Origin of the sequence: Desulfomarina profundi, from assembly GCF_019703855.1 — a bacterium.
GTDB classification, from domain to species: Bacteria; Desulfobacterota; Desulfobulbia; order Desulfobulbales; family Desulfocapsaceae; genus Desulfomarina; species Desulfomarina profundi.
In genome coordinates this window covers 4247523-4273757 of sequence record NZ_AP024086.1, presented here as the reverse complement: position 1 = coordinate 4273757, position 26235 = coordinate 4247523, and the positions used below count along the sequence as shown (strand labels likewise).

Annotated in this window: 21 protein-coding genes; 8 read left to right on the top strand and 13 right to left on the bottom strand. The window is 47.5% G+C overall.

The window, feature by feature from the left end; translation table 11 throughout:
• Window positions 1–9 precede the first annotated feature (9 nt).
• The 5 genes from LO777_RS19695 to LO777_RS19675 all read right to left on the bottom strand — a co-directional run bounded on the left by LO777_RS19695 (window position 10) and on the right by LO777_RS19675 (window position 5822).
• Window positions 10–1875 (bottom strand): glycosyltransferase family protein, encoded by a 1866-nt coding sequence (locus LO777_RS19695; RefSeq protein ID WP_228855521.1) that lies wholly within the window; start codon window positions 1873–1875, stop codon window positions 10–12.
• 425 nt (window positions 1876–2300) lie between these two features.
• On the bottom strand, window positions 2301–3536 hold the full coding sequence (locus tag LO777_RS19690) for a multiheme c-type cytochrome (RefSeq protein ID WP_407929174.1): 1236 nt from the start codon (window positions 3534–3536) through the stop codon (window positions 2301–2303).
• A 247-nt stretch (window positions 3537–3783) separates the two neighbouring features.
• Entirely contained in the window at window positions 3784–4092 is a 309-nt protein-coding gene (locus tag LO777_RS19685) for an AzlD family protein (protein ID WP_228855519.1), read from the bottom strand.
• Window positions 4082–4825: an AzlC family ABC transporter permease gene (locus tag LO777_RS19680; protein WP_228855518.1), complete on the bottom strand. Its 744-nt coding sequence runs from the start codon at window positions 4823–4825 to the stop codon at window positions 4082–4084. Before LO777_RS19680 ends, LO777_RS19685 begins: the two co-directional genes overlap by 11 nt.
• 55 nt (window positions 4826–4880) lie before the next feature.
• Window positions 4881–5822, bottom strand: coding sequence for an AraC family transcriptional regulator (locus LO777_RS19675; protein ID WP_228855517.1), 942 nt, complete (start codon window positions 5820–5822; stop codon window positions 4881–4883).
• 304 nt (window positions 5823–6126) lie between these two features.
• Here LO777_RS19675 and LO777_RS19670 point away from each other — a divergent pair, with 304 nt between their 5' ends.
• The 4 genes from LO777_RS19670 to LO777_RS19655 all read left to right on the top strand — a co-directional run bounded on the left by LO777_RS19670 (window position 6127) and on the right by LO777_RS19655 (window position 10039).
• Window positions 6127–6474 (top strand): DsrE family protein, encoded by a 348-nt coding sequence (locus tag LO777_RS19670; protein ID WP_228855516.1) that lies wholly within the window; start codon window positions 6127–6129, stop codon window positions 6472–6474.
• Between the two features lie 298 nt (window positions 6475–6772).
• On the top strand, window positions 6773–8404 hold the full coding sequence (locus LO777_RS19665) for a hypothetical protein (protein ID WP_228855515.1): 1632 nt from the start codon (window positions 6773–6775) through the stop codon (window positions 8402–8404).
• A 223-nt stretch (window positions 8405–8627) separates the two neighbouring features.
• Window positions 8628–9278 carry a ferric reductase-like transmembrane domain-containing protein gene (locus LO777_RS19660; protein ID WP_228855514.1) on the top strand — a complete coding sequence of 217 codons (651 nt, stop codon included), beginning with the start codon at window positions 8628–8630 and terminating at the stop codon, window positions 9276–9278.
• A 164-nt stretch (window positions 9279–9442) separates the two neighbouring features.
• On the top strand, window positions 9443–10039 hold the full coding sequence (locus tag LO777_RS19655; protein WP_228855513.1) for a YceI family protein: 597 nt from the start codon (window positions 9443–9445) through the stop codon (window positions 10037–10039).
• A gap of 49 nt (window positions 10040–10088) precedes the next feature.
• Here LO777_RS19655 and LO777_RS19650 read toward each other — a convergent pair whose 3' ends face one another.
• Genes LO777_RS19650 through LO777_RS19640 form a run of 3 tightly spaced genes read right to left on the bottom strand, consistent with a single transcriptional unit; the run spans window position 10089 to window position 14045 of the window.
• Window positions 10089–11213, bottom strand: a complete 1125-nt coding sequence (locus LO777_RS19650) for an iron-containing alcohol dehydrogenase (protein ID WP_407929173.1) — start codon at window positions 11211–11213, stop codon at window positions 10089–10091.
• 49 nt (window positions 11214–11262) lie between these two features.
• Window positions 11263–12654: an aldehyde dehydrogenase family protein gene (locus tag LO777_RS19645; protein ID WP_407929172.1), complete on the bottom strand. Its 1392-nt coding sequence runs from the start codon at window positions 12652–12654 to the stop codon at window positions 11263–11265.
• Between the two features lie 20 nt (window positions 12655–12674).
• Window positions 12675–14045, bottom strand: coding sequence for a glutamine synthetase family protein (locus tag LO777_RS19640; RefSeq protein WP_228855510.1), 1371 nt, complete (start codon window positions 14043–14045; stop codon window positions 12675–12677).
• Window positions 14046–14215: 170 nt separating this feature from the next.
• On the opposite strand from LO777_RS19640, the gene LO777_RS19635 reads away from it, so the two are divergent.
• Window positions 14216–15196 carry an AEC family transporter gene (locus tag LO777_RS19635; protein WP_228855509.1) on the top strand — a complete coding sequence of 327 codons (981 nt, stop codon included), beginning with the start codon at window positions 14216–14218 and terminating at the stop codon, window positions 15194–15196.
• Between the two features lie 107 nt (window positions 15197–15303).
• Here the strand turns inward: LO777_RS19635 and LO777_RS19630 are convergent, their stop codons facing one another.
• From LO777_RS19630 to LO777_RS19610, 5 genes are all read right to left on the bottom strand, one after another.
• Window positions 15304–17760 (bottom strand): bifunctional aconitate hydratase 2/2-methylisocitrate dehydratase, encoded by a 2457-nt coding sequence (locus LO777_RS19630; protein ID WP_228855508.1) that lies wholly within the window; start codon window positions 17758–17760, stop codon window positions 15304–15306.
• Window positions 17761–17958: 198 nt separating this feature from the next.
• Window positions 17959–18801, bottom strand: coding sequence for a BKACE family enzyme (locus tag LO777_RS19625; RefSeq protein WP_228855507.1), 843 nt, complete (start codon window positions 18799–18801; stop codon window positions 17959–17961).
• Between the two features lie 5 nt (window positions 18802–18806).
• Window positions 18807–19766, bottom strand: coding sequence for a DODA-type extradiol aromatic ring-opening family dioxygenase (locus LO777_RS19620; protein ID WP_228855506.1), 960 nt, complete (start codon window positions 19764–19766; stop codon window positions 18807–18809).
• 26 nt (window positions 19767–19792) lie between these two features.
• On the bottom strand, window positions 19793–20773 hold the full coding sequence (locus tag LO777_RS19615) for a fumarylacetoacetate hydrolase family protein (RefSeq protein ID WP_228855505.1): 981 nt from the start codon (window positions 20771–20773) through the stop codon (window positions 19793–19795).
• 136 nt (window positions 20774–20909) lie between these two features.
• Window positions 20910–21578: a GntR family transcriptional regulator gene (locus LO777_RS19610; protein WP_228855504.1), complete on the bottom strand. Its 669-nt coding sequence runs from the start codon at window positions 21576–21578 to the stop codon at window positions 20910–20912.
• 485 nt (window positions 21579–22063) lie between these two features.
• Here LO777_RS19610 and LO777_RS19605 point away from each other — a divergent pair, with 485 nt between their 5' ends.
• From LO777_RS19605 to LO777_RS19595, 3 genes are all read left to right on the top strand, one after another.
• Window positions 22064–22486 (top strand): IscA/HesB family protein, encoded by a 423-nt coding sequence (locus LO777_RS19605; protein WP_228855503.1) that lies wholly within the window; start codon window positions 22064–22066, stop codon window positions 22484–22486.
• A 285-nt stretch (window positions 22487–22771) separates the two neighbouring features.
• Window positions 22772–25387: a molybdopterin-dependent oxidoreductase gene (locus LO777_RS19600; protein ID WP_228855502.1), complete on the top strand. Its 2616-nt coding sequence runs from the start codon at window positions 22772–22774 to the stop codon at window positions 25385–25387.
• The gene (locus LO777_RS19595) at window positions 25387–26211 is read left to right on the top strand and encodes a 4Fe-4S dicluster domain-containing protein (protein WP_228855501.1); all 825 of its coding nucleotides are present in this window, start codon (window positions 25387–25389) and stop codon (window positions 26209–26211) included. Before LO777_RS19600 ends, LO777_RS19595 begins: the two co-directional genes overlap by 1 nt.
• Window positions 26212–26235 lie beyond the last annotated feature (24 nt).

Below are 26235 nucleotides of genomic sequence, written 5' to 3'. Positions count from 1 at the left end.
TTCAAACAATCACAGTGTCCCTGGTCCGGGTATTTCTGCAAGACCCACCGCAACAAAAGAATAACAGGCCATGAGAAAAATGATAAAGACCAGAAGGGACAGCCCTTTTTTATAGAGGATATCTCTGGAACAGACTAGAACACTTCCCAGTATCGGGAAAATCGGAAAGAGATATCTCCCCTGGGCCTGGAAATCCACTGTCCAGGAATGATAAATGGACGCACAGATTAACGCCACAGAGAGTACCAGTCCCCAGAGATAAACGGCTCTGATTCTCCAGTTCCCCAAGAAAAGCAGGTTGGCGGAAACAAACAGAAAGAAACCGAGAAGCAGCCACCTCAGGTTATCATAGAACACATGAGTCGCCGAAATTGTTGAGTAACCGAATACGCCAAATGCACTCCTGAAGGATTTCTCACACCAGCGGTGAACATTGATAATAGTTGTGAGGGTCACCCCTCTTTCTTTCATTCGCAGGTAGGCATACTGCTTGTTAAGATCCGTTGTCGGATTAAAAAGCGGTTCCGTAAGCTTTACCCGCATGGCCATGATTTTAGCATCTCTTTCAGGACCATTCACTTTATAATCCAGATAAACCCGTGCTCCTGCAAAGATCCCCCCGATAAGCAGTATAGCCGTCAGCCGGATAAAAAACCGCTTCGGGTTCAGTTCATATCGCCTGCTCCAGCAGAAAAACAGCAGTGTCCCAATAAGAAAGAATACAAACGGATAATAGTTTTTTTTCAGCAGCAGAACCAGACCGAAAAATAAACCGATAATCAGGCCATACCCGAAAGTCTTCCACCGTGGCCTCTCGATCAGAAACCGTTTCAACAGGGTCTCGGAACCCGTAAGCTGCCAGGCGGCAATAAAAGCAATGAACAGACTGAATGCATCAGAGTTACAGTAACTGAAAAGATACCAGACCTGGGAAGAAAGCAACAACGGTAATGCCACCAACCGTGATTCAGTATAGATGATGGTGACAAGAAGAATAGAGATAAACAGCAGGATATTGAAAGCCCTCAGTATCTTGTAATCATCGAGTTTCAAATCAGAGAACAGGGAAGCAAATTTTCCGGCAAAGAAATAATACACCTCATGATTGTTCAGCCTGGATACCCCGTAGCGGCTGTAGGTGTTGCGGATTTTTTCATCTTCAATTCGGGGCGGCATCCAATTGTCCATGAAATATTTTGATGCTTCGAGATGAACATGCTCATCCGGATGAACATCACGCCGGCTTGTCCCCGCCATGACAATCGCCATTGTGATGGCTGCAACCAGCAGCATGGGGACAAAACGGTACTCCTCCAGAAGAGGACCGGTAAACATCCCACCGATACATATAAAAAGAAAAATCGCGCCCAGACGGATCAATAAAATTATCCGGTTACTCTCAATCCGCCCGCCCGGCAGTGTATATTCAAAAAAGGGATCGTTTCCGGAAGAACGTACTTCCAGCATATTCTCGACAGGAACAGCTTCCTGTACCTGTGGTCCAGGCTGCAACTCAGAGAAACCGCTATTTTCACCAAGAGAAATGGGAGGAAACCCATTCTGGGTGATCTCAATTTTTTTTATCCTGCTCACTCCCCTGTACTCCTGGGGGTCTATACGCAGTCTGCTGACTTTTTCGAGATCGGTGAGATAAAACCGATACTGCTCTCTTCCCGGTTTTACCAGAACCTCCACATGATGCTTCTCAGAATACTTTTCTCCAGGCCCGACCCAGTAAATTTTAAAAAAAGTTCGTTTTTCTACCTGTATCTGTAGATCCACATGGGCCCGGTTCACAAAATAAAAGAAATAACCAGCACAAATCAGTAAGGCAATCAGTACCTGAAACCAGCTTATCTTTAATTTTTTTTCCATCCAATATCTCCCGGAACCCATTAGTGCCTTACTCCTGAACTTCTGTCATAAAAAACAAGAAAGGGGAAGGTGTTTTGAAATTAAATGGTTAAATCTATTTCCATGGCACTTATACCCCCTTGTGGGGTGTTAGTTGGTGTCTGATACCTTAATTCCAGCCAATATGACTGGACCGGAAGGCTCAACAATTTATGCCCCCCGGGTGCAAAAACCAGATGAAAATCTGACCCCATGAGAAATGCAGGTCAAGCATATCGTTTGCATTATGTTTTTTGTTGTTTTCCCCATTTTTTTCAGTGATGTCAACAAGGAAAAACATCACATTGTTACACCTGTTAAAAAAAATAAGGCTCCACAAGCAAAACAACGGCTGCTCCAGAAGGAACAGCCGTTGTTTCTGTCATTTGAACGATTAAAAAATCGGATTACTTCTTATGCTGAGCCCTCATGGATTTGGCAAGTTCCTTGATTTCACCGAGGTCCTTGGTCATTTCATTCCATCCATACCAATAGGCATAATCAGGATTCACATGGAAAAAGGCTTGATATGCCCGCATCCTGTGCTTCATGTACATCTGCACCAGCACCTGATCGATATATGAAAGTTTATCCAAATCCTTGTCCCAGTTTGCTCCATTGGTATGCATCATGGTCAGCAGGAAAGGATAATTTGCCGGATAACTTGCCGGTTTTTTGATAATTCCATCTTTATATAGGGCTGCAATGGTCTCAATGGCCTCGGCCATCAACCGGTCAGCCTTCATCATGATTGAATCGCCCATGTCAAGCTGCTCTTTGGCATAGGAATAAGAGTGACACTGGGAACAAACCTTCAGCATCTTGTCTCTTTCCTTCTGCCAGGATTCCTGATCAAGCTTGGCCATACGCACAGCCTTGACTGCATCAAGAATCGGAGTCGCTTTACCGGTTTCCGGATCAAGAACACCAAGTGCTTTCAGGATGGTGACCCTGTCCGCAGCGGCCTGCTTGTCATCCGGCAGCGGCAGACGAACTCCGAGAAAACCCCAGGCGGTTTCGTTGGCATGGTTACCGTCAGCCATATGACAGGTCTGACAGGTCGGTGCCGGAGCACTTTCCGGTAAGTCACCGTTCTGCTTGGCGAACCAGCGCATACCATGCTTGGAACTGGACCACATCTCCCACTGGGGATGATCATATCCCATGTGACACTGCTGACAGGAACGGGGATTCAGTGCCTGTTTTTTGGAGAATGTATGTCTGGTATGACATTCGTCACAGGAATTGTTCTGATAGCGATAGCCTTTATCCAACTGTTCTTTTTTCTGCGCTTCCGTCCTGATACCCATATTGTGGCAACCACCACAGCCACGGCCACCCTCAATCAGCTCATCGGGGGCAAGATGGGTCCCGGGAATGGCATTCAGAGTCGTCCAACCAAAATTATGCTTGCCATGGGCAAACTGGTCAAACTGCTCCTCATGGCATTCGGCACACACCTTCTCATCGGGCAACCGTGCCTTCTTGTAATCCTGGGCTGTAGAATGGTCAGTTCCGTGGCAGGTTGAACAGGTGATATCATTTTTTGCATGCTCACTTGCCTGGAAATCTTTTACCATTCCCGGTGAAACTGCGGTATGACATTCTATACACTTGTCACCCGCCATTGTGTTGCCAGCCATGAACAGCAGGACTGCACATCCCACCACAATGCCAAATGCGGCTTTTTTCATCGCTTCCTCCTTGTAGATTGTTTTTGATGACGAACGAGATTCTTCCTGGAACAACATGAAATTCATCCAATCCAGTGTAGCACAGATTCGTATTATTTAATATTCTTTAACTGATTTTTTCTTTGATTTATGTCAATTTTTTTCGATTAAGAAGTGTCAGGCTCGACAAAGGCTACTCTGTGGTATCGTTGATATTTTATTGTCCCTGCCACCATCTTCCCACCGCGACAAGAGCAACCCCAAGTACCATGGAGACGAAGACATTTCCGGTTCTCAGGCTACACAGCGCAGTACAGGCAGTCGCCACCAACCCGCTCCACCCTGCGGAAATTGCCGCGGGAACTATGAGAGACAGAAGAATCGTTCCGGGCAGCGCATCCATGAATTTTTTAAACTTTCCCTTCTTTGGAAAGTAATCTGCCAGAATTAATCCCGATGCACGAAGAAGATAGGTAACCAGGGCAGCCGCAAAGATTGCCAGAAAGACTGTTTTATTATTTTCCATCTTCTTTTTCTCCCTGCTGATCATTGCCGGACGATAAAAGCGCAGCAGCCAGCGCGCCTCCTGTTCCACCCACCAGGATATACCATTTTCCCGGAATGATTTTTTCCGTGATTACAGCCAGAAAAACAGTAATTACCCAGGGGAGAAAATCCTGCCGACCTCGCCAGAAACTGAAAACAAGAGCAGTAAAAACTGCCACAAAAGCAAAATCAAGACCATATTTTTCAGGATTACTGAGCACCGCGCCGAACCTGTGCCCTGTCAGTGTCCCAAGGCACCAGGCAGCCTGAACACACAACCCGCCTCCCAGCAGAAAATAGCTGGTTGTCCGCTGACGATAAAACCGGCCCATGGTCATCGCCCAGTTTTCATCGGCCACAAGATGCATAAAGAGCAGTTTGTGGAGCAGGGAGCGGCCACGAAACAGGGGATTGAGAGATGCCCCGATCAATAGATAGCGCATATTAATAACAAGAACAGCCAGAGTCATTTCAAAAAGGGGCAGAGGTGGAACCCACATATCCACCATGACAAACTGTGCTGAGCCGGCGAAAACAGAGAGGTTCATAAGGAGCAACTGATACCAGGTGAGCCCCTTCTGGGCAGCCATCAGTCCCAGTACACTGCCATATGCACCAACACTTGCCGCAACAACAACATTGGCCCTGAAACCGGCTCCAAGCTGATTTAAACGATCATTTTCGGTGGCGGGGTACTTATCGTATGTTTTCATGAATTCTACTTTACCACCATCGTATCTACTGATCTTGAACAATATTGCTGAAGGTTCAACACACCGTTTTCCGGTATTGATTCAAAGTGATTCCATATGCAGCCTTGAATCTGCGGGAAAGATGGCTCTGGTCCGCAAATCCAGCATCTATGGCCGCATCAGCCAGGGATTTTTTCTTTTTTATTCCCTCCTTTGCCAGTTGCAACCGTCTGTGCAGGAGATATGCATAAGGTGACATTCCGGTAGCATTTTTAAACACACGCAAAAAATGAAAGCGAGACAGTCCGGCTGCGGCGGCAATATCATCAAGGGATAATTTTTTTTCCGAATTGTCATTTATGAATTCCGTAGCCCGCATGACGGAATAGGGAAAAACCTGTTCTTTACGCCAATCATTTTTTTCAATCCCGTGGCGTGAAATAAAGGTGAGGAGAAGAGAGTAAAAAAATGTCTGAACTTCTAGAGATTCTTTTTTACCTGAAAATTCCACTGTTGAAAATTTTTCTGCCGAAGCCTGATTTTTATTACTCTGTCTGTACCCAAAAGGCATGAATGGCTGAGTTTTAAGATCCTTCCATGATGGTTCATCCAGCATACAATGCAACCGTCGAAGCTGAATAGCAAAAGCAGGATCATGGGTAACCGGTGTTCTAAAAAAAATTTCCCGGTTTTTTCCACTTCCCACGGAACCTGCCTCCTGCATCAATTCCATGGGAATATACAAAATTCTGTACTTGTAACTGGCACCGTCCCCAGAACACCCATCATGAATATCTCCCGGGTTTACCGTAATCAGGCTACCAGTCGGAGCAAAATAATCCCGACCATGGCAGAATATTTTCTGCACTCCAGATTCCATTACCCCCAAAGCAAATTCATCATGAAAATGCCTGGCAAACTGGAATTTCCGGTAACTTGCCTGAAACACAAGGAGTTCCGGAAGAATACTGGCCCTGTAAAAACTTGCTTTTTCTCCACTTCCCGTTGCTTTTTCCATTTTTCCTGAATTCAACTTTAACCCTTGCAGAAGACAGAGCATTCATCATATTATTTCTTGACACAACACACTATGATGTTAGGATTTATAATCTATGTGAGCATTTTTATTGTTCGTAGTAATGCAGGAATCGGGCATAAAAAGCCATTTATAGACAGACACAAACTAACACCCCACAAGGGGGTATAAGTGCGTTAAAAATAAACCTAACCATTTAATTTCAAAACACCTTCCCTGATTTCTTGTTTTTTAGGACAGAAATTCAAGAGTAAGGCACTAAACACCATAACCAGGAGATAGAACAATGGAAAAAGTTATTTTTTTTGCCTTTCGCGGCGATCCCCTCTGTTTTATACATGTGCTGCTGAACAGCCTGGATCTGGATGCCAGGGGTATGGAGGGTAAAATTATTCTTGAAGGTGAAGCCGTAAAACTCGTTCCGGAAATGACACAGTCGGGTCATTTTCTTAACAATCTCTATACAAAAGTAAAGAAAAAAGGACTGATTATCGGTGCATGTAAAGCCTGCTCCAACAAATTAAAAGTCGTCCAACCAATTGAAGATGAACAGATTGCCCTTATCGGTGAGATGTCCGGCCATCCTGCCATGTCCAAATATATTGAAAAAGGATACAGGATCCTCACTTTTTAGCCTTTTTCTTTTTCCTGTAAGCCTGAATTCGTGAATGTTCGCCGGCAGTACAGTTCACTCTTCTCCATCAACTATGTTAAGTATTTTAGGATTATTTTCAGGGTGTTACTTAAAACACATTCACGAAATCGTCACGGAATCACGAAAAAGATAAAAGTGTACAACCTGGCGGAAAACGACCCCGAAATCTTCCCTTCTGAAAAGCATTTCATTGACAACAGCGTCTGGTAAGCTTAGCTGTTTTCCATATCAGTACGTTAACTGCCCATGAAATGCCTGACGGAGATTCTACACTTTTATGAAAGAAATAATTCGAATCGTATTCCTGACTGTTCTACTTATCGCCCAGAGCCTTTCCCTGAACGCAGGTACAACAGATAGGACAATTAAAAATGCCCGGTCAGATATTACCCGTTTTGAACAACAGGCAGCCGGGCTGACAGCATCGCGCGCTTCAACTGTCCGCAGAGTTCTGAAATTAACGACTCTGGCTCACAGAAGACTGAAAAACTCAGCAGATCATGAAAACCCGGCCTGGCAGGAAATCAATCAGCGCTTTCTCTCCCTGGAGAACCAGCTCCAAACCCTGCTCAATACCCCGAAAAACTCACAGAACAATCCACACAGCAACCCCTCTGTTTCAATAACTTCAGCTGCGCAACCCGACCGCTCCATTGCGCCCCTTGTCTCCGGACAACGGGTTCAGGTAAAAAAACTTGCCAGAGACATAAGTTCTGTGATCGATAGTTTAGGCACAACAGGCCCTTCCGTACTCCAGAGTCCGAAAAAAATTAAAGCCTATCAGAAACGGATGAAGCAGTTTGCCAACACACTGGCCCGTTATCCCCAGGCAGATGATCCTGACGTAAGGACAGCCAGGCAAAATTATGCCCGGCTGGCGAAAAAACTCTCGAATGAATTTAAACGCGCCAAAAAGCAACTTGCCCAACTTGGCAATGTACAGGAACGATTGAAAACAATCGAGGCAAACAGTCGCAAGTACGCTGTTCCTCCCATCCTCTCGCCTCCTTTCAGTATGGAGCAGGCAAAAGCATGGGTTCAGGGAGCATCCAATACCCGTACAGTTGCTGAGCATAACATTAAAGAATTAAACACTATATCCCAGCTGGCCTATTTCCCTGACCTTACCGGCCCCCACCAGCCTGGACATCCCTTTGACGGAAACGATGTCAAACAACTTCTCTGGAATGCTAAAAGCAATCTGAAATCCGTTGAAAACAACTATAAAATCATGGCTGAAGGATTAAAAAATCAAATGTTGCAGATAGAACAGGATGTCCTGTCACGCTACCAGGAAAATCCAGACAGTGACAAACGATGGTTGTTCATCAGTGAAGGCCGGGAAAAAGAGATTTTCAACCTGTATAACAAAGGCATGGCAATTGCCCAATCATCCATCTATTTGGAAAGGGCACTGGGCAGAACACCGGAACAGGCTCTCAAAATCCTGGAAAAAATAAACCAGGCAAAAAAAGATTTTATAAGAAAACGCAATATTGCACTCGAGACATCAAAACTGCCTCAGGCAAAATCAAAGGACAGAAAACTGCTGGCCATTGCAAAATCCATTGTCGAAAAGAAGAAATACGGTTTTGGTGAACATGGCAGAATCATCTTGACCACTGATAAAATTGCTGATCGTGAACGTAAAGAAAGTGAAATTAACATAGATAAGGCCGACATTTCTCTCGGTGGAGATCTTAAAATGTCGGGAACCCAGACAACATGGACCTACAGATGGAAAGAATTCCGGTTCGCCGTTCCCTTAAAGGAAACAGGAAGTGATACATGGTACATCTGGTGGATAACGGCAAAAAATTTCTCATCCGGCGGCCCGCGCACACCCCTCAATCAGTGGATTTCAGGAAAGGCCGACAAAGGCAACCGTATTCTGGCTAAAAACCTGTAATCTGCTCTTGGGATATCTGCCGCTCTCAGCTGGTTGAAAAATAGTGTCTCGTCAACGGTGAAATGGTGCAATATAGCTATGTGATTTTTTGTGGCTGCGAACCACGGCTTGAGGCGTATCGTTGTGTTATGTGCTCAAGTCGTAACGAAGCAGGCGCGAAAAAGAACAAATAATATTTGTCAGAGCAGGGTTGGCACGACACTGGTACCAGGGAATAAAACCGATGGCTTTTCAACAAGAAAAAAAACTCTCTACCACACCAGATCACCCCAGATGGCCATCCGTGGTTTTTGTCCTGATATTGATGACGCTCATTACCTTTGGTGCAACAATCCCATTTTATTACGAATCCCAGTCTCTCTGGTACAAATTCGGGATTGACAAAACCCTGCTCCGCACTGGCAAGATCATTGGTAACACAACTGCTATCTTTCTTCTTTTACAATTAGTGCCGACTGTCCGTCTGCCATTTTTAGTCGCAACTCTGGGAGTAAAAAAACTCCTGTTTCTCCACAAAATTACCGGTGTTCTCCTCTTTCTTTTCGGTTTAACCCACGCAACACTCATTCTTCTTCCGGAGGGCTTGGGCAATCTGCCCATTGGGAAAAAATACTGGCCTGAAATGGTTGGTATGAGTCTGCTCTTTGTCTTTTTTCTCCAGGTCTTTTTCGGCCTTTTCCGGCAACACCTCGGCCTTTCTTATCGGCGCTGGCGTATTCCTCATAAACTGATCGGCTATTTTTCCCTGGCTCTCCTCTGGTTCCATGTTCCTTTTGTCAGTGAATCATTTCAACATACTGTTCCTCTCACCGCCTTTATTGTCATAACCGTGATTCTTGTTTCAGTCATTGGTTTCATTAAGCTTCGCCCGTAGCTGCATGATGAACCTTGAAACAGCGAACCCTGATCAGAGACTCCTTCCGGTCTACTTGTAAATGTATTGAAGAGATATACAGTATCGGAAACAGTCTTTTTTCCTGCACTCAGCAAAGAGACGAAAACAAGACACCTGACCCATTCAATAACAGGGAGGATGGTATGAAAAAAACAGGACTTTTCATTGCCGCATTTTTACTGCTCTGTTTCAACACCCAGGGACTCCAGGCGGCAGTCCGCTCCTGGGAGATTGACAAAAACCACTCAAATTTTTATTTCAGCGTAAATCATATTTTTTCCAGAATTGATGGCCGTTTTACCGATTTTTCATCAACTTTTCTTTTTGATCCCAACGATCTGCCGGCATCAAAAATAGTATTTGATATTCAGGTAAAAAGCATCATCACACATAATGCCAAACGTGACAAGCATCTTCTTTCACAGGATTTCTTTGACGCATCCCGCTATCCGGTCATTAATTTTACCAGCACGAATATCAAAAAAACAGGTGTGAATACATTTGATATTGCCGGGAAATTTACCATCAAGGGAAAAAGTTACGATCTTGTGCTCCCTCTAAAACTCATTGGAATTAAAGATCATCCGATGGTTAAGGGGAGTGAAGTCATGGGATTTTCAGGAGAGCTCACGCTGGACAGATTAGCCTACGGGGTCGGCAACGGAAAATTTGTCCAATACGGAGTTGTCGGAAAACTGGTCAAAATCAATCTTTCCCTGGAACTGCTGGCACCCAGGTAGTCCTTTCTCCGGTTGAGCCCGGAGAAGAAGTCCATATTTCTGAAACGATTTACAATACACCGTTCACCGCATTTTCCACAATCTGCCGGTATTGAGCGGCAGAAAATCTGATCGGATTGGTGGCGGCGGACGGGTCTTCAACTGCCATTTTACCGACAACTTCAACCTGTTCTGTTCCAATTCCAATTCCGGCAAGCGTGTCAGGAATCCTGATCTGTTTTCTTAAACCCAGCAGCCAGGACATAAAACCGTCAAAATCTGTTTCAACCAGCCCCATAAACCCTGCCAGCCGACAGATCACAGGCTCAATCACTTCGCGGTTTTCCTGAAGGACATAGGGCATCAGGATGGCATTCAATGTACCATGATGTGCGCCATAGAGGGCTCCCAGCGGATGTGCCAGGGCATGCATTCCCCCAAGCCCTTTCTGGAAAGCGGTCGCTCCCATACTTGAACAGACAAGCATCTGCATCCGTGCCTCAATATCCGCACCGTCCGCTACCGCCCGGGGCAGGTATTCCTGAACCAGTCGGACTCCTTCCATGGCTATTCCTGCCGCCATGGGATGATACAAGGGAGAACAGAGGGGTTCAAGATTGTGTGAAAGAGCATCCATTCCCGTGGTGGCAGTGAGCTGCGGCGGCAATCCCACCGTAAGCTCCGGATCGAGTATAACCTCTTCGGGAAGCATCCTGGGGTGAAAAATAATTTTTTTTACATGGTGTTCCTGGTCGGTTATAACCGAAGCCCGTCCAACCTCGGAACCTGTCCCAGCGGTAGTCGGTACGGCAATGACAGGAACCATGCCGGTCACATCAACACGGGTCCAGTTATCACCCACATCCTCAAAATCCCACAGAGACCTGCTCTGCCCTGCCATCAGGGCAATGGCCTTACCGGCATCAAGGGCGGACCCTCCCCCCAGGGCAATTATCCCATCATGTTGACGACTTCGAAAAAACTCGACACCGTTCTCTATATTTTCCCCTGTGGGATTTGATTGTATGGCAGAAAAGACACCACAGGATAACCCTGCTGCCCTGGCATCAGCAATTACCTTTTCCAGCATAGGCAGTGAAACGATTCCCGGGTCAGTGACAAGCAGCGGAGACTGCATCCCCATCGCCCTGCATATTTCAGCCACTTCCTTTATCCGCCCCGCACCCACCCTCATGCTGGTGGGGTAGTTCCAGTTAGCAGTATACTTCAATGATGTATCCTCTTTAGAGTCTGGTTTTGATATGGAACGACTTTGGCCTGGTCAGGGACTCATAACCCATGACAGACAGACTGCAACCACGACCTGAATTCTTTATACCGGTCCAGGCCAGTTGCGGGTCGAGATAATCACAGCGATTGATAAAAAACGTTCCGGTTTCAATCTGCTGTCCCAGGGAAATTCCACTCTCAATATCTGTTGTGAAAAGGGCCGCAGTAAGACCGAATTCACTGTCATTCATCAACTGTATCGCCTCCTCATCCGACCCGACTTTCATTATGCCTATGACAGGCCCAAAACTCTCCTGGTTCATTACCCGCATGGTATGATCCACTCCGCTCAACACCTGTGGGGCAAGATATGGGCTGCCTGGAATATCTGCCGGAAAGTCATCCGCGGAAATATGCGCCACCGCACCCTGGCCGATTGCCTCACACACCTGTTCACGGACAAAATCTGCAGCACTTCCCCGTACCATAGGCCCCAGGGTAGTTTCAGGATCATCGGAACGTCCGAGTTTCAGTCTTTTTACCCAGCCAACAGCCTGCTCGAGGAAATCATCATAAACCGACTCATGTACATAAACCCGCTCAATGGCGCAACAGGACTGACCCGAGTTGAAAAAAGCTCCATCCATAGTTGTTTCCACGGCATGGGATAACTCCGCATCTTCACGAATATAAGCCGGATCTTTTCCACCGAGCTCAAGACCTGTTCCGATAAAGCGACCGGCAGCAGTATTTTCCACCATCCTGCCCCCGGCAACGGAACCGGTAAAGGCCACGTGATCGATACGCCTGTCCCTGATTATCCGCTCCGTAGCCCCATGGGTCAGGTGGAGATATTGAAAAACCGACTCGGGTAATCCGCCCTCCGCAAATGCCTGGTGCAATCGTTCCGAACAAAGTGGTGTCTGGGCTGAGTGTTTGAGAATAACCGTGTTTCCAGCCATAAGGCTTGGAATAATGGCGTTAATTGCTGTCAAATAGGGATAATTCCATGGAGCAAGCACGAAAACAACACCAAGCGGTTCACGCTGTATCCAGCGCTCAAATCCCGGTTTTTTATCAAGCCTGATGGGTGCAAGCCCCTGATCTGCCATATCAATCATGGCAAGGGCCCTTTCCTGAAGACCGTCAACCTCTCCAGCCGCATACCGTATCGGTCGGCCCATCTGCCAGCAGATTTCTTCTGCAATCCGCTCTTTTTTTGCCACAAATTTTTCAACAGCTCTGGTACAGAGGTTCTTTCTTTCCTTCAAGGAAACTCCTTTCCAGATCTGCTGTGCTGCAACCGCATTTTTGAGTGCAGTTTCAACGAATTTCTCATCGGCACATGAGCGCTCAGTATAGACCGAGCCATCAATGGGGCTGATCGTCTTAAATATATCGTTCATCATCTCTCTTCAATCAGATTCTATATTATTTCAAAATACCTCTCCATTTCCCAGTCGGAAACATGTCTGCGAAATTCCCTTACTTCCCATTCCCGGGAGGCCGCAAAATGATCCACAAATTCATCGCCAAACAGCTCACGGGCAGCAGCAGACTGCCTCAGTTTTTCGGCAGACTCCCACAAGGTGCGGGGCAGAGAGAGTTCCTCTGCATGTTTCTGATCATAGGCGTTGCCGACGATCTCCTCTTCGGGTTGCCATTTATTTTCAATGCCATAAAGACCAGCTCCCAGTGCAGCAGCCATGGCAAGGTACGGATTGGCATCAGCGGCTCCCAGACGATGTTCCACGCGTTGAGATTTATCACTTCCCTCTATCACCCGCAGGGCTGTAGTCCTGTTCTCGACTCCCCAGGTGGCATCCGTGGGTGCCCAGAATCCGGGAATCATCCGCCTGTAACTGTTTATGGTAGGGGCCATCATGCACAGAAATTCCGGCATCAGTTTCTGCTGCCCGGCCACAAACTGCAACTGGACGTCACTCATCGAGTGACGGGATCCATCCTCATAAAATGCTGAACCTCCACCATTCCTGTGGCGAAGGGAGAGATGTATATGTCCACTCTGTCCCGGGTAATCCGCAGACCATTTTGCCATGAACGTGGCCATAAGACCATGCTGCTGAGCCAGAACTTTTATAAATGTCTTGAAAAGAGCCGCTTTATCCGCTGCGTTCATCGCCGTATCAACTGCTATGGCTGCTTCAATGACTCCCGGTCCGGTTTCGGTATGGATTCCCTCCAGGGGAAAATCCATTTTTTCCGAGAGCTCGATCATGGCATGATACAATCCGGCATGGGTTGAATTACGGACCATGGAATAGCCAAACCAACCGGGTGTCATCGGTGTCAGATCTTTGAAATTTTTTTCACGAATGGAATCGGGTGTTTCATCAAAAAGAAAAAACTCATACTCAAAGGCTCCATAAGGATCAAATCCCATGTTCACCGCCTTTTCTATCACTCTTCTGAGGGTTGCACGTGGACAGACGGATTCCGCTTCTCCCGCGAACTCCGCAAGAAAAAGGAGCATCCCGTCCTCAAAAGGCACTTCGCGACAGGTTCCTGGAAGGATTCTCACCGGAGCATCAGGATACCCTGTATGCCAGCCGGTATAGGTCACATTGTCATAGAGTTGATCCTTTACATCCCAGCCCAGAACAACGTCACAGAAGGCAAACCCATGATCGAGAGAAGAAAAAAACTTTTCCCGGCTCATGTATTTTCCCCGCATGACACCGTCATTATCAAAAAGACCGACTTTTACATGGGTTAGACCACGTTCTTCGACTATCTGTTTTGCCTCAGCGGTTGTCGTCACATTTCCTGGCTCCATAAGCTTCTCCGGGTATCCTTGAAAAATAAAATGATCGAAAGAATGTGAGTATACCACATGGGAAAAATCGAGACAAACTGACTGCGGCGAAACTACCTCTCACCCTGCGAATTTTGCAATAAAGAAATGAACAGACTTTTTTCCCGTGATTTTCAACACAGGAAAGGGTAATGAAGTTGAAAGAATCAAAGATTATAGCTCCTGATAATTATTCCATTTTTCCAGTGGTGCCCGTTTTGATTGTCCTGAATTCCCTGTTTCCAATTTTTACTCTCCTCTTACTCGGCAACCTGTTGAAACAACAGGGGATAACAGATACGATTTTTCTGAAAACTGCAGACAGGCTCATTTATTATATCTTTTTTCCCATCATGCTTTTCTGGAAAATTGGAGGAGCCTCCCTGGAAAACGGTATTGCCTGGAACTTCTGCATAGCCACCCTCTGCACCTTTCTTACCATGTTCGCCGTCAGCACCATTGTGATCAGGATTTTCAACATCAACTCTTTTCAGGCAGGATCCTTTTCACAGGGTTGTTACAGGTTCAATACCTATATTGGCGTTGCGGTTATCCTCAACAGCCTGGGCGGAGAGGGAATACAATATTTTGGCATTGTGATTGGTTTTATAATTCCTCTCGTAAATGTTTTCGCTGTCTCCACTCTGATCTGGTTTTCGGGAAAAGAAATGGAATTGGGAAATCGGCTGCGGTTTGCCTGGCGGGCTCTTATCTCCAATCCTCTTATACTTGGCTGCCTCGCCGGTATTTTTTATTCACGTATTGTCGGCAGATTTCCCACATTTATTAACAATTCTCTCAGCCTGGCATCAATGGCTGCGCTGCCCCTTGCACTCATTTCCATTGGGGGTTCACTCACTTTCCGCGGCGTTCGGAAAAATACGGGTCTTTCTTTTCTCTCTGCAATTCTCAAGGTAATGGTGCTGCCTCTGACAGGTCTCTTCTATTTTTCCCTGTTCAAGGTGACGGGTATTCCCTTCAAGGTTGGAATACTGTTTTTTTCCCTCCCGGCATCCACCGCCATTTATGTGCTCTCCTCACAGATGAACAGTGATACAGAGCTGGCTTCAGCCATTATTCTGGTCTCCACCCTGCTTTCTTTCCTTTCTCTTTCTTTTGCCCTTCTTATGTAAAAAGCACCTTTAAATATTCACGGATTCAGGCAACAGTAAATCACTTCATTGAACCTGACACCACCTGAACAGATAATTCTTTATGCCCAACAGCCTCTTCCCCTACATTACTGTGTCTTTTCCCTGAAAAGAGTAAAATATTCCTCAACTTCCGGAATCCGTCCGAGCATACCACTGATGGCAGTCAGTTCCGTAGACGCCAGATAGACCTGCGCTCCATCCCCCAGCCTGTTATCAAAATTCCGGGTGGAAGTGGAAATCACAGTGGCACCTGGCCGCACCCTGGCCTGATTTCCCATGCACAAGCTGCATCCAGGAATTTCAACCCTGCAACCGGCTTTAGCATAGGCACTGAGTCCTCCCTCTTTCTGAATAATGTCCCTGTCGAGTCTGGTGGAAGGAGCAACCCAGATCCTGCTCTCTGCATACCCATTATCGAGAAAACGGGCAGCTGCCCTGAGATGACTGAGGTGAGTCATACAGGAACCGATAAAAGCCTCTTCAATTGATGCTCCCGCAACCTCACTCAATTCCCGTACATCATCAGGATCATTGGGGCAGGCAAGAATCGGCTCCGTAATCGCATCCAGGTCTATCTCCAGCACATGGCGGTACTCCGCATTCTCGTCCCGCTGGAGCAGGGAAGGCGCGGCCAGCCATTGTTTCTGAGCCGCTATTCTCCTTGAAAGAGCCTGACTGTCACCGTATCCCTCGGCAAGAAGCTGCTCAAGTACACGGACGTTTGCTTCAACATTTTCCACCACACGGTCCAGAGGTAAGGCAAGGGCACAGGCAGCTGCGCTTCGTTCAGCAGAAGCATCACTTAACTCAAAAGCCTCCTCCACCGTCAGGTCGTCGATCCCTTCAATTTCCAGAACAGTTCCCGCAAAAATATTTTTTTTGCCTTTTTTTTCCACGGTCAGCAATCCCCTGCGGATTGCCTCCAGGGGAATACTGTTCACCATATCCCTTACGGTAATACCTGCTCTTCGTGTTCCCGTGAAACGAACAAGGACTGACTCCGGCATCTCCAGCGGCATAAAACCCAGGGCACCGGCGAAAGCGACAAGACCGGAACCGGCTGGAAAGGAAATACCCAGGGGGAATCTGGTATGGGAATCACCACCGGTACCAACACAGTCGGGAACCAGCATCTTGTTCAGCCAGGAGTGGATAACTCCGTCCCCCGGTTTGAGAGCCAGACCACCACAGCTTTTCACCGTTTCCGTCATGGTTTCCCACCGTTCAAGATCAGCAGCCTTGGGATAGGCTGCCGTATGGCAGAACGACTGCATAAAAAGATCAGTTTTAAAACTCAGGCAGGCCAACTCAGCAATCTCCTGCATGGTCATGGGACCGGTTGTATCCTGGGAACCGACGGTAGTTATTTTTGGCTGGCAGACAGTACCAGGCAGAACACCGTCCAAGCCGCAAGCCCGTCCCACCATTTTCTGAGCCAATGTATACGGCTGCCCTGCCGCCGGTACTGGATTTTCCACTTCACTGAATTCCGGTTCTTCCACCCCGAGATAACTGCATGCCTGTCGGGTCAGGTTGCGACCGATAATCAGATTGAGACGTCCTCCCGCCCGATACTCATCAAGCAGAGTTACTGGTGGAGTTGTAACCTCTACTTTCCGACCATCCTCCAATTTCATCTGCCAGGTCAGCAGATCAAGAACCACTTCATCTCCTGTCTGCAGTGCGGTCACCTCACATTCAAGAGGGAGTACACCTGCATCTCTGGCCGTAGCATAAAAAATGGGAGCAATAATTCCTCCAAGGACAATTCCCCCCGTCCTTTTGTTGGGAATATAGTCCATATCCTCACCGATATGCCAGACCAGGGAGTTAATGGCCGATTTCCTTGACGAGCCAGTTCCCACCACGTCCCCGGCAAAGGCAACTTTGTGTTTTCGGCCACGGAATTTCAAGATTGTATCAATCCCGTCCGGGAACCTGGTCTTTCCGAAAAAAGTGGCGTGCAGGGGAATATCTGCCCTTGACTGGGCCTGATTTCCCGGCGAAAAATCATCAGTGTTGATCTCTCCTTCCACCTTATAGACGGTAAATTCAATTTTCTCGGGTAGTGATTTTTCTGCAAAAAACCAGTCTGCTGCAGCCCACGATTCCAACACAGCCATGGCATGAATATTATCCTCCGCCAGTGCTGTCACCTGATCAAAGGCCTCGTACACTTTAATCGTCCGCTTCAACCCGGATGCGGCAATATCAGCCAACTCAGTGTCAAGGAGTCGAATAAGGGCTGCGACATTATACCCACCTTCCATAACGCCCAGCATCTCCACCGCTTTTTTCGGAGAAACTGCCACCGCAGACCGCCGACCGAAAGCCACTTCTTCAAGCCAGAATGCCTTTTCCTTCGCTGCCTTGCTGACCCCGGGTTCCACTCTTGTCTCCAGGATGTTCAGGAGGAAATCACTCTCTTTGTGACCCGCTTCAAGCAGGATGGTCAGTTCCTGCACCTGTCTTGGGGTCATCGGCAGAGGTGGGATACCCGCTTCACTTCGATTCTTCATCTCTTTTCGATACTGTTCAATCATAATTTCCTCTCTCAAACTCATGAAAATGTTTTCACAACAACGCCCTGGATCTGTGTAGTATTTTGTCTGATTTCCCTTGATCCTCAGCCAACCAGGAAATATGGGAATGATATCATTGTCAGGTTAAGCTTCGTAGGTATTCAATTTTTTGTGCTAAAATTAAAGGTAACTGCATAAAAATAATTCAGATTAAAAGAATCACCTGTCGCCATGGGGACCCTCCGCCGACAGTCCCGTTTGAAACAGTGATCTCGCAAAATCTCCATCAGCTGGTTTTCGATCCATTGCAGCAGCAACTTCCACTGCCATTTGTACAAGTTCCTCATTGTTTTTTGCAACTGAACCGTCAGGCCGATGGAGATTATTCTCAAAACCGATTCTGACATGACCTCCCAGTTTCATCGCCTCTTTGATAACCCGATGTTCATTGATACCAAAACCACAAGCCATCCAGCTGTTTTTTCCTCTCAGTGCCGCCAGGTATTGTTCAAGCGAATATGCAGTATCTTCTCCTCCCTGGTAACTGCCCACAACAAAAAGCAGAAAATGATTCTCCCCCGGTAACACTCCCTGTCTACTGAAATCTTCGTAAAGAGACACCTCATGAGGACTGTACAGAATGAACTGGATCCCGGTTCCATTAAGGAAAAGTGAATATAAAAAATCCTTCGCCCGGTCAACATAGCGGCAGTCCCCTAAAAATTCACAAAGTCCTATGGAGATGCAACGTGGAGCAAGCCGGCCCATCAGTTCGATCTGTTCGTCAGGCCCGTATATTCCCGCCGCTTCAGAAGAAACCTGGATCACCATTGCTTCCCCCACCGCCGCCTCCACCTCTGTCATGGCCCGACGATAGAGCTCAGGATCAAGACTGTGCCTCCCCCGTTTATCCCGGACATGGAGGTGAAACATGGCTGCTCCGGCTTCAGCACAGGCGGCCGCGGTTCTTGCCAGTTCAAGAGGCGTAAGGGGCAAAGCCCCATGATCCTGCCTTGTTCTGCGGGCACCATTAGGAGCAACACCTATGAGCAGTCTTTCCACAGGTACTATTCCCCGTACACTATTCCGGCAGCAATACCGAGCTCCGGCGTCACACTGTAAAAGCCCAGCTCCGGGGATGATCCTCCAGCTGCCATATGGGCAGCAGCTCCCGCTATCCAGGTATGCAGTTCCATGGAACCGATCCCCGCTTCGGCCACAAGTTTCTCCTGGTCCCATCGATCAAACTCCTCAAGATTACCTGAGATCAGGATATCGAGAAAACGGCGATCCGCCTCTTCATTGAGATGCATCTGAGCAGCGGTCCTTTCACCCCTGGCAATCATCTCGGCACCCTCCCGATGCATGACATCAAGACGATGCAACCACTCCTCACGGGAAAGAGACGCAGGATCCTTTCCCCCCGACACCTGCCAGGCGGTTACTTTCTCTTCCCCCTCCCCCAGGACAGGATAATATCGAGTCGGGTGATGGGACATCCCGCCGGAAGAGAGGAAAAGAACTCTTTTATCCAGATTGGCTGCAAAGCGCCCCACCGCTTCACCAAGGAGCCGTGAACGGGCAAATGGAACAAAGGGTGTAGTTATACAATTTATGAAAACCGGAATAACCGGTCGGATATCCAGTCCGCCCAACATTATGTGAATCGTCTGAGAGAAAGCATGATCAACTGTCATCCGATGGGAAACAGCAGGATCAATATTGTTTTCACGAAGAGCAATGACCATTCTTTGCGCCATTTCCGCAGGTACATTAAGGGGCCCTGAAAAACCACCTATATCCTCCTCCGCCCACGCTTGAAAGCCAACACAGAAAGCGGGCATGTTTTCCATGAAAAATCCATTGAAATGGTCAGATCCAAAGGCAATAACCAGCTCAGGATCAAAGACCCGAATGGCCTCCGCACTTTTTTCAAATGTCTGCTGCAGTTTTTGCCAGTCTTCCGGTTCTTTTTTAAAACAATAGAGCAGAGGGCTGTGGGAACTGCAGATCAACCTGGTTTTCATAGTCGTTTTTCTCCTTTTTTCTCATGTCAATCCAGCCTCCAGGCTCCCAGTTCCTTTTCCTCTATAACTACATCATTATACTGACTGCCTAAGGATTCGATTGTGATCTCCATGGGCCCGCCGGTGACAAGCAGATTGGCATGATGGATTGACTTCCTGGTTTTCCCCGGCTGAAAGGCCGTTCCGCATGATATAATATCACCGGGAAAAAGGGTTTGGAACTGGCTGATAAAACTGACAATCTCCGCTACCTTGTAATTATAAAAACGGGTATTATCTTCGGCAACCAGTTCACCGGCAACCCGGCATCCCACCTGGAGATTGTCAGGATCCTTCACCTCATCCCTTGTCACCAGCCAGGGACCCAACACCCCGAAATTGTCAGTTCCCTTATAGCGTCCGGCATAGGAAAGATGCTGTTCCCGTTTCTCAATACGACTGGGGTCGTCTGCGGCAGCATAAAGCGCCTGATAATGGAATAGATCCTCCGCCCGCATCCCATTCCCGGTGATATCATTAAAAATTGAGTACCCGTAAATAGAGTTGAGAGCATCCACAGCATCCACGTCTTTTGTCTTTTTCCCTATAATCACTGCCAGTTCAGGCTCAGGATGAACACTGCCGTAACAGGTCCGGACAGTCACAGGTTCCCGATGCCCAACAAGGCAGGACGATGGCTTCAGGAAAAAGGCGGGATGATCCGGCGCTGAAATCTTTCTATTATTACTGGCAGAATTGTTCAGAGCCACACCACAGATTTTCCCCGGAAGAGGGACAGGAGGTAGAAAAGAAATTTCTTCTGCGGAAACAACAGCTTCTTCGTTACAGACTGAAAGTGCACGAAGCGCCAGTTCTATTCCTTTTTCAGCCAGACAGATAAACTCAAGCATGGAGGAAGGAATGTTTTTCTGGTCTTTCAGCGCAAGGGAAAGATCGACAATCTCCATTTGATCATTGACCACTCCGAGCCGCTCTTTTCCCGCTACCTTGAAACTGATCAGTTTCATATAATGACTCCTTTGCTGAAAGTAAGAAATGGTACGAAAGGAAATGACTTCCCGGAACGAAAGATTAAGACAAGTCGTACCGGGTGTCAAACATGGAGAAGTTACTGCAAAGACCTGGAGAAAATACTAACTGCGCTTATTCTCCTGGAAAGATAATAGGGAAGAGATTGTTTCTTGATGACTTGTGGTGCATTCTGACCAGTTCCTTAGCCCGTTCAACATCTTTTATCCTTACCGCCTCATAAAGATCATTATGCTCCTTTTTTATCTCCATGATACGGTTCATTCTCAAATCCTCAGTCCGGAAACGCAGAAATATTTTCTGGCAGATATCCCTGTAACGGGCTGAGAGAATGTCATTTTCTGCCATATCTATTATAGATGCATGAAAGGCGGCATCAAGAATAAAGAGTTTTCTGTCAACATGACTTGATATTGCCTTTTCATAATCGAGCTTTCGCTCCCTTACATTCTGAATTTTCCCTTCAGTCATCTTTCTGATTGCTTTTCCAAGAAAACCGACCTCCAAAATTTCCCTGATTTCAAAGAGATTCTGCGCCTCCTTACGTGTCAGTTTATGCACGGAGTAACCCTGGTTCGGGACAAAATCCAGGTACCCCTCTTGGGCAAGAATGCTGAGGGCGTTATTCACCGGTGTTCGGCTGACACCAAGCTGCTTTGCCAGATCTATGAAAACAAGTCTCTGCCCGGGAACGATTTCATAGTTGAGCATCAACTCTATTATTCGCTGATACACCTTCAGGGTAAGATTGCTGTGTTTTTTCAATTCAATATTCTCATTCATATTACATAACATCCTGAATGCCTGTTCAAGGCAGAAAAATACTTGTTTTTATGCCATTTACGGCCCTGCCAGGGGAATTTCCTTCTTAACCCGGGGAAGCAACTCCCTTTTTTTATTCTATTCAGGGAACTCTGTCAACTAAACATCAGACCTGCCGGACCATGGAAAATCGAAAAATAATCGCCCCGGTCGGCCGGATGTCGTAACCCGGGAATCCTTCTCAGGAACCCTTGACACTCATTTTACATGCAATATATTATACAGTAGATACTCCTTATCAGGCTACCTTTTGGTATTTACCTGAAATACCGCCTGGATCCTGAACTCCAGCTCCATAGGTACCTCCATCTTTGGTTGGTAAGCGCAAACTCCAGACTTGCCAATCGCAGGACTCAGGTATCAGTAAATCAAGGGTAAGTAATCAGGGTTAAGGTAGATGAAAACACAGAGTTACAAATCCTGTGACCAATTACAATAAAGGAGACGTGAAACTCGTGAAATCCCTGAAAATAAGTCCGATCGCCCACAAAACCATAGCGGATCACCTCAAGACAAGGAAAAACTCACCCGTCAGAATTTTCCTGAAAATGGGTGGCTGCGGCATGCGCTCTTTCGGACTCGCCTTTGAAGAAGCCCTTTCCAACGACACTGTCATCGAACTGGATGGCATTACATATGTCATAGATCGCATTCTCCTCAAAAAGTATGGTCCAATTTCTATTGAAAGTGACGGTTTCAGTTTCCGTCTGAGCGGCAATGGAATCCATCCCCCTCTCGGATGCGGCACCTGTGGTTATGGCTGTGGAACCCGTGGCGGCAGTAGATGTTCTGGTGTCTGTGCAACCTGTAAAGACCCGTGTCCGACTGGCCAGCGAATCAGGAGCAGGAGAAAAAAACGCTTGAATTAGTCAGGAACACCCCCAATATCCCATTATTACATGCAATCCAGAATTTCTACTTTTGCGTAGCTACCAATTATCTATCCTTTACAGCCGGAATTTAACCAAAAAAACATTGACAGCCCAGGGATTTCATGTAAAACTGGACCATAATTTCTTGCACTACTTTTGCAGAGAATATGTATATGCATCTTAATTGCATGTAATTTTTCATACAGCTGGCGTGATGGGCGACTCAGCATGCAGAGAGCAGCATGCTGGTTCTGTAATTTTTCCCAGAGGAGATAAGTATCGATGAAACCAATCAAAACAAAAGACAAAACAGTCTTGAGATCCCTTGGCCTCGGCGGTTACTTCGGTGGTGGAGCCGAAGGTATGGTGGATGTCAAAGACGGTAAGATTGTCCGTATCCGGCCAATGCGGTACGGTTGGAAATACAAAAAAGAAGAGGTTCGCCAGTGGAAAATGGAGCGTAACGGCAAGACCATCGAGCCAACCTGGAAATCGCTTCCCGGCCCCTTCTCCCTCGCCTATAAAAAACGCGTCTACTCTCCCAATCGTATTCAGTTTCCCATGAAACGGGTGGACTGGGATCCTAATGGAGAGAGAAATACGCAGAACCGCGGTAAATCAAAATATGTGCGAATTTCCTGGGACGAGGCAACCAAGCTTATTGCCGATGAAATCAGGCGGGTTCATAAAAAATATGGTTATAACGCCATCCTCATGCAGGGTGACGGTCACGGTGAATGTAAAACCATCAACACGCCCCACGGACATCCGGGTGTACTGCTGGAATACCTGGGAGGCTTTACCCTGCAGGTAAGAAACCCTGACAGCTGGGAAGGCTGGTACTGGGGAGCCAAACATGTCTGGGGCCAGGGCGCCCAAGGCATCATGTATCCGGCGGCAAATATCGTCAAAGACACCATTGAGCATGCGGACATGGTCCTCTTCTGGGGCTGTGATCCTGAAACCACTCCCTGGGGTTTTGTCGGCCAGTTTGCCAGCCGTCTCTGCTACTATTTCACCGAAATAGGTATCAAGCAGGTCTATATCTGTCCGGACTGCAACTACGGTGCCGCCATCCATGCGGACAAATGGATTCCGGTCCTGCCCAACACCGATGCCGCTCTCCAGCTTGCCATTATTTACATGTGGCTCACGGAAGGCACCTACGACAAGGAGTATGTCAAAACCCATACCGTGGGTATGGACAAAGTAGCAGACTATGTTCTCGGTAAGGAGGACGATGTGCCGAAGACCCCTGAATGGGCTTCGGAAAAATGCGGTGTCCCGGTCTGGACCATCAAGGCCCTGGCCCGTGAGTTCGCAGCGAAAACCACCTCAATCGCCCACTATTTCGGAGGCGGTTTCATCAGGGGGCCCTTCTCCCATGAACCCGCCCGTCTTGAGTGCATTCTTCTTGGGATGCAGGGCCTTGGTGGCCCCGGTGTCCACCAGCACCAGTTCACCTATTTCGGACTACCGAGAGCGGAAGGACTGGGGGGAACCTTCTTCTGGAATCCAGAGATTGAAGAGCGCCTTGCCCTGCCTGTTCTCAGTGCCGTTTCGGCATGGCAGCAGCAGGTTATCCCCAAGACTCTGATCCAGAATGCAATCCTCTCCGATGAACCAGTCACGTTCAGGGGAACCGGTGCTCAGAATGCCCTGGTCCATGACCAGTTTGAGCATTATGTTTTTCCCATCGAGGAGGAGAAAAAAGGTTCAAGGATCCATATGATCTGGGCCGACAGTCCCTGCAGAATTACCTGCTGGAATTACGGTCATGAAACAGAACTGGCCATGCAGAGTCCTGAAATCGAATGTATTGTCGTTCAGCACCCCTGGTTTGAAAATGACTGTATTTACGGTGACATCGTATTACCGGCCAATACCTATATGGAAGTAGACGATATTGTCACTAATATCCGCCAGGGTACCATGCAGCCCAATATCATGATCACGGAAAAAGCCATTGAGCCAATCGGAGAATCAAAAAGTGATGCCGAATGTGTCCGTGAAGTCGCCAAACAGTTTGAAGGGATGTATGACCAGATGACTGATGGAAAAACTACCGAAGACCTGCAGAAGGCAATCTGGGGGTATATGGGTGGCGAGAAACTGGTTTCCTGGGAACAGCTGAAGGAAAAAAGCTACTGGATCTATAATACAGCCCCTGACTGGGAAGATGATCCTCCAGGATTCAGGGAATTTTACAATGATCCTGAGAAACATAAACTCAATACTCCCACCGGTAAACTGGAGTTCTACTCCGAGGCTCTGGCCAAAGCCTATCCGGATGACAAGGAACGCGGCCCCATTCCTCGCTGGGTCGAAAAGAGTCATAACCATGATGAAAGACTGTCGAGTCATCGGGCAAAGATGTTCCCGCTTCTCATCATGTCCAACCATGGCCGCTGGCGTGTCCATGCCCAGTGTGACGATATCACCTGGACCCGTGAAACACCGACCATGAAGGTCACCGGTCCCGACGGATACAAGTACGAACCATGTTGGATGCATCCGACGGAAGCGGAAAAACGAGGTATCAAAACCGGTGATATTGTCAAAGTTTTCAACGAACGTGGAATTGTACTGGCAGGAGCCTATGTAACGGAACGTGTCCGTCCCGGCGTTACCTATGTGGACCATGGAGCAAGACACGATCCCATCAAAACCGGTGAGATTGAACGTGGTGGTGCCATTAACACCATTACCCCTGGAGCCATTACTTCAGAAAACTGCGTCGGCCAGATCGGTGGCGGCTACCTGGTTGAAGTCCAGAAGGTCAGTGGAGAAGAGATGGACCAGTGGAGAAGAGATTACCCTGAAGCATTTGCAAGAAAATATGACCCGGCAGCAGGGCTTCGTTTTGATGCCTGGATTGTTGATGGAGGTGATAAATAATGAAAGTTTTTACCGTAGACCTGTCCATTTGTAATGGTTGCTACTGCTGCCAGATTGCCTGCAAAGACGAGCATGTAGCCAATGACTGGACCCCCTACGCCAAACCCCAGCCGGATACTGGACAGTTCTGGATCGGGCTTACGGAAAAGGTCAGGGGACATGTTCCACACGTGAAGGTTACTTATACACCCTTCATGTGTAACCATTGTGATGATGCTCCCTGTATTGCTGATTGCAAAGCTGATGCCATCTACAAGCGTGATGACGGCATTGTCATCATCGACCCGGTAAAATGCATCGGCTGCAAGATATGCGCGGATACCTGCCCCCACAATTCCATCTATTTCAACGAGCAGCTCAATATCGCACAGAAATGTACAGGCTGCACCCATCTGCTCGACAACGATGATGAGTGGACAGTACCCCGCTGTGTTGACCAGTGTCCCACCGAGGCCCTGCGCTTCGGCGAAGAGGAGGAGTTTGCTGACTTTATCAAAGACGCGGAACTTCTCAACCCTGGAGCCGGCACAAAATCAAGAGTCTATTACAAGGGATTACCCAAGAAATTCATCGCGGGAACTCTGTATGATCCATCTGCCAAGGAGGTCATTATCGGTGCAACATGTACGTTAAAGGATAATGACAGTGGGGAGACATTCACAGAGACAACCAATAATTTTGGTGATTTCTGGCTCGACGGTCTGGGTGATGACAGGACCTATACCCTGACTCTGGAAAAAGATGGCGTTTCCAAGGTCATTGAAAATATCACCACTGATATTGACCGTGGTCTTGGTGACATTCCGATGGATATGAGTAGCTGATGGGTGCCTGAACTGATGAGAAGT